Origin of the sequence: Desulfobacula sp., assembly GCF_014237455.1 — a bacterium.
In the GTDB taxonomy this organism is placed as follows: domain Bacteria; phylum Desulfobacterota; class Desulfobacteria; order Desulfobacterales; family Desulfobacteraceae; genus Desulfobacula.
The window spans coordinates 1-4,556 of sequence record NZ_JABZFL010000035.1 but is presented as its reverse complement, the minus strand read 5'-3'; the positions used below and the strand labels follow the sequence as shown (position 1 = coordinate 4,556).

Sequence of the window (4,556 nt, the reverse complement as noted above, 5' to 3'; positions counted from 1 at the left end):
CAAGAAGCCGCGGATCTATAGGGGGAAAGGTTGCCGATTTGCTGGATGTGTTAAAGACCAGATACGATGAAAATTTTAAAAGCGTGCCTTTCTCTTGATATAAAAACCAAAAGTCAGGCCGTTTTCAGCCATTAAAACCCAGGTCGAAAATTAAAATACCGGCAATTTGGCGCACGGGTATGGCTGCATTCAATACCGGGTATTTCCGGTTCCGGGATTTCAATAACATCATTTTCAATGCTTTTGATGCGATTATTGGAAATGGCAACCCGGAACAAATATCTTGAAAGATAACGTAAGGAATTTTGTCCCTGCCCCACGGCCTGACTGTCAATCACCCATTGCTGTTTCCAAACTGCGGGATTTATTTTATCCAGCAGTCCGGCTTTTTTCATCGCATCCTTGAATTTGGCTTTGAAAATGATTTCCAAAGGTTTTGTGTGAACAAACAGATCCTGCCTGGAAGAAAACCATTGATCATTATTATCAGACAGGGCTCCTCCGGGAATGACCAGGTGTAAATGGGGATGATACTGGAGCATGCCGCCCCATGTGTAGAGAGCAGCCAGATATCCAATGCGATCAGATCCGATAAACCGTGTATCTTGTGCCAATTTCTTGAGCGCTTCATTAGTGCATGAAAATAGGGCACCATAAGATTGTTTCTGATGGGATCTCACAACATCTCGAAGGCCTTGAGGGAGTGTAATCGTTAACAGGAAGTAATGAGTCGGCAGCAGTTTTTTCATCTGCTGATTAAGCCATTGATCTGCTTTATTCTGCTGACAGTTGGGACAATGGCGGTTGCCAATTTTTTTGGACTAAGTCTTTAAAACACCAGTGCACGCCCTTTATTTTTCAACGGCATATTGCCTTAAATTTGCTGAAAACCAACAAAACATTTAAGGGCAGTATAAAACAAAGAGGCTTAATGCAGCCATGGATAAAAAATATCTGGAGGAAGTGGTGTTCGGGTGAGCTCTAATCCCACCGACACCATAGGGACTTTGGATTATTTACATGCGTTGGCCCTAGGGAGAGGAATAGTATCCTTTGTAAGGAATGAATGCTTTTGTTAACATGATTAAATCCTTTGAACAGCTTAATGTGTCATTGATTGTATTTTTTTAAAATTGCTTCCAGGACACTGCCCCCAACGGCCCGCGCTTTTTCCGATATCAGGGCGCAATAGTCCACATTTCCCCGGGGATCAATGTCTCCGATTTTTAGTTTGTTTGCCACCTGGGTGTTGTGCCGGATCTGACCGCGGAGAATGCCGTCAATCTGGGCTTTAACGGGGGTGGTATCCACATATCCCACAATCTGTTCCTTCTGGACCCTGTCCCCGATATCCAGATCCGAATGGAAAATACCTTTGCACGGTGCCCGAAGAACCCTTTCATAGGTATAGCCGCTGGTATTTCCCGGGATTCCCGTATCCGGTTCAGGGCAGCCCTTTAAAATAACCCTTCCAAGGTTGTGACCCCTGTTGGTTTCAATAACCATATGCACATCGCACCCGGCCTCAAATCCAGGACCCAGGCCGATCACCAGAGGGGCTTCATACAAATTTGTGCCCAGGTTTTTTTTGGCAATAATGGCATCAATCACCACATGGGGGTGAAGTGCTTTTATGGCCTTCCACTCTGGATCCACAAGGACGGGAATGTCATTGTTCTGCCATGCTTCTTGGATTTCATCAGGAAGAAGGACTTTTTTGGCCTTAACCCCTTCCACAATGATTTGTCCATCATGGATGGCCTCGCAAAAGCTGACCTTGCGCCTCACGGCCATGGGGTTTGAAATTTCCATCATGAAAATATGTTTAAAATTTGACTGAAAAAGGCGCCAGGCCGTACCTGTTGCCATCTCTCCAGCCCCTTTTACCGCAATGACAAGATCTTTGAGGTGTTGTGGTTTCATTTGTTTTTAATGTCCATAGGCACAAAAGGTTGTAAGGTTTAAAATTTTTGCCGGGGCTGTAATGGTCACCCCATAGAAGATAGCGGGTTTGTCCGCTTCCATAAAGGTTGAAATCGTGTTGTTGACAATGGTTGACCCCGTTGCAAAAATACTGTCGCACCAGTTGATGGCTTCTTGGGTATGGTCTTCAGGTTCAATCATGACAGTGAAGAATGTTTTTCCAACATTGTCTTGGTCAAGGTCCACTGCCCTTACCTGGCAATGGGAGGACAATGTTTCAAGAAACCGGGGCTGATGACCCACCAGAAGCACTTTTGAACCTTCAGGGATAATGCTGGAAAGCTCTTTGGCGCAAAGGACAGGTTCCTTGTCCCGGCAGTGAATGGTCTTGTCTGCAAGCAAAAGATGCCGATAAACAGCATTTATGCTGGCAATGAACGAGGCGCGTTTCTGGTTTGTGGAAAGGTCCATGGACAAGAGATCTTTAATGCGATAGGACCTGTTTTCAAAGGCATCCGTGAAACTCTGGCCCTTTGCATCCAGAAAACTGGCCTCAACCATGACCTCTCTGCCTTTGATAATCGGGTAATCGTCATGGTCTGGGGTTCCAATGGCCTGCTGGGCGGAAAGGGCTTTGCAGGTAATGTCAATGGGCTGATCCGCCAGATCATGAAGGATTATTTTTTCTTCCAGCGCTTTTTTTAAGGTGTCGTATATAGGGTGCGGCATTTATGCTTCCTTTATATCGGGTTTTTTTCGGGTAAGGGATAAAATCGCCCTGACCATGGGGTGTAATAGATAGACAAGGGCAAACCCCATCAAGATGATGCCAAAGAATTGCTTGAGGAAAAAGGATGGCAGCAGTCCGGATATGGACGAGCCCGTTATGGCGCCGACAAGTGATGGGAGGAATAAAGCTTTGAAAGCCTTGACGTTCAAATTTTCAAATTTGCGGTGCATAAGTGTGGCAGAGGTGGCCAGAAAAAACATGGTGGTCAATGATAGGCAAATGGCATTATGCATATTAAAATCCATTATGATGACAAAAAATGGGACAATGAGCAGGCCGCAGCCCACCCCTAACCATGAGGCCAAAGTGCCGATAACAATACCGAATACCATGATGAAAATGGCCTCGTGGGTCCAGGAAATTTCATTCAGGCTTGAAAACATTAAAAAGGGAAAATCAATGAGTTTTAAGATCCTGAAGCTTGCAATGAGAAGAAAAAGAGCAAAAATCCATTTGAGCCACTGGCTGTTCCATTTATGGATATAGGTTGAACCAAGGATGGTGCCGATGACGCACATGGGAATAAAAACAAGAAAATACCTTAAAGAGGGTGCATTGGAAAAAATAAACAATTGAGACACAGCCCCGATAAAGGTGATGGGAATAATGGTGGCAAGGGAGGTTGCAGCCGCCTGTTTAAATTCAAATTTAAAGATTGAGATAAAGGCGGAAACAACTATGGTTCCCCCGCCAATACCAATACCGGCACTGAAAAGCGCAACAAAAAACCCCAACAGGGTCAGCATGGGTTTATGAAAATTTTGAGGTGTGTTTAACATGAGAAAACAGCTCCTGAACCTATCGGCCAAAAGAACAGACGGGATAGTGGCAGACTTTGCAGTTCATGCACAACCCCCCATGTCCTAGATCGGCAATATCATCCCCACTGATTTTTTCCCCCGTCAACACCCTGGGGAAAACCAGGTCAAACACGGTCTGCTTGTAATAAAACACACAGGCTGGAAGGCTGATAACGGGTATGTCACAAAGCTGTGAGATCATGAGCATGGCCCCGGGAAGAACGGGGCTTCCATAAAAGGTAACATCTGCTCCAGTCCTGATAACCCCCTGGCGGGTGACATCATCCGGGTCCACGGACAGCCCTCCTGTGGTAATGATCAGTTCACACCCCAGGTCTTTTAATTCCAGGATGGCATTGGAAATGGCCGTCACATCGTCGGGTACCAGAATTTTTTTAATCAGGGTACATCCGGCCCGGGTGATTTTTTTGCCCACGGAGGGATTAAAGTCATCTGTAATTAATCCGTTATAGACCTCAGAACCCGTTACCACGGCCCCCACCTTTAAAGATTTATAGGGTGTGACGGATAAAATGGGCTTTGTTTCTCTGGCCAGTGCCTCCAGTGCCTCGATCTTTTCTGTGGGGATGGACAATGGAATGATCCGGGTGGCCGCAATGATTTCCCCTTTTTTGCACGGAAAGGTATTTTTCAAGGTGGCAACAATAATGCTCTCCATCTTGTTGACCTTGAGCAGTGCATCCACATCAATGTTTAAAAGACCGGCATGGGGGGTGATAATATTAATTTTACCTTCCTGGGGGTCTGAAAATTCCAGGGTCGAATCTGAAATAGCCTTTGAAATCCTTCGGGCCGCATCATTTTCATGGAGCTGATCTTTTCCTATATCCAGAACATAAAGGGTTTGTTTTCCTATTTTTAACAATCCCGGGATGTCTTCTTTTTTTACAACATGTCCCTTTTTACTGAAGTTTCCCATAAAAGCATCATGCCACTAGCCGGAACAGAGCGGCTACAATGGAATTATTAACCAGTTTGCCACTTGGCGGGCAAAGTAATGTAAAATTATCATCCAGCGCGGC

Annotated in this window: 5 protein-coding genes and 1 pseudogene; all 6 read right to left on the bottom strand. The window is 45.3% G+C overall.

All coding sequences use genetic code 11. From position 1 onward, the window contains the following. Nucleotides 1-131: 131 nt before the first annotated feature. The 6 genes and pseudogenes from HGJ91_RS05610 to HGJ91_RS05585 all read right to left on the bottom strand — a co-directional run bounded on the left by HGJ91_RS05610 (nucleotide 132) and on the right by HGJ91_RS05585 (nucleotide 4,453). The gene (locus HGJ91_RS05610; protein WP_291346724.1) at nucleotides 132-614 is read right to left on the bottom strand and encodes a transposase; all 483 of its coding nucleotides are present in this window, start codon (nucleotides 612-614) and stop codon (nucleotides 132-134) included. 99 nt (nucleotides 615-713) lie between these two features. After that, nucleotides 714-812, bottom strand: a pseudogene (locus tag HGJ91_RS05605) (transposase zinc-binding domain-containing protein); the annotation flags it as partial. A gap of 298 nt (nucleotides 813-1,110) precedes the next feature. After that, nucleotides 1,111-1,923: a selenium-dependent molybdenum cofactor biosynthesis protein YqeB gene (gene yqeB, locus HGJ91_RS05600; RefSeq protein ID WP_291346723.1), complete on the bottom strand. Its 813-nt coding sequence runs from the start codon at nucleotides 1,921-1,923 to the stop codon at nucleotides 1,111-1,113. 6 nt (nucleotides 1,924-1,929) lie between these two features. Then, nucleotides 1,930-2,652 (bottom strand): DUF364 domain-containing protein, encoded by a 723-nt coding sequence (locus tag HGJ91_RS05595; RefSeq protein ID WP_291346722.1) that lies wholly within the window; start codon nucleotides 2,650-2,652, stop codon nucleotides 1,930-1,932. Further along, entirely contained in the window at nucleotides 2,653-3,492 is an 840-nt protein-coding gene (locus HGJ91_RS05590) for a sulfite exporter TauE/SafE family protein (protein ID WP_291346721.1), read from the bottom strand. It abuts the gene before it with no gap. 19 nt (nucleotides 3,493-3,511) lie between these two features. Beyond that, nucleotides 3,512-4,453, bottom strand: coding sequence for a molybdopterin-binding protein (locus tag HGJ91_RS05585; RefSeq protein WP_291346720.1), 942 nt, complete (start codon nucleotides 4,451-4,453; stop codon nucleotides 3,512-3,514). Nucleotides 4,454-4,556: the final 103 nt, after the last annotated feature.

Excerpts from the sequence above, each read along its gene's own strand:
- yqeB (WP_291346723.1), bottom strand. The coding sequence starts at position 1,923 with ATGAAACCACAACACCTCAAAGATCTTGTCATTGCGGTAAAAGGGGCT.
- HGJ91_RS05595 (WP_291346722.1), bottom strand. The coding sequence starts at position 2,652 with ATGCCGCACCCTATATACGACACCTTAAAAAAAGCGCTGGAAGAAAAA.
- HGJ91_RS05590 (WP_291346721.1), bottom strand. The coding sequence starts at position 3,492 with ATGTTAAACACACCTCAAAATTTTCATAAACCCATGCTGACCCTGTTG.
- HGJ91_RS05585 (WP_291346720.1), bottom strand. The coding sequence starts at position 4,453 with ATGGGAAACTTCAGTAAAAAGGGACATGTTGTAAAAAAAGAAGACATC.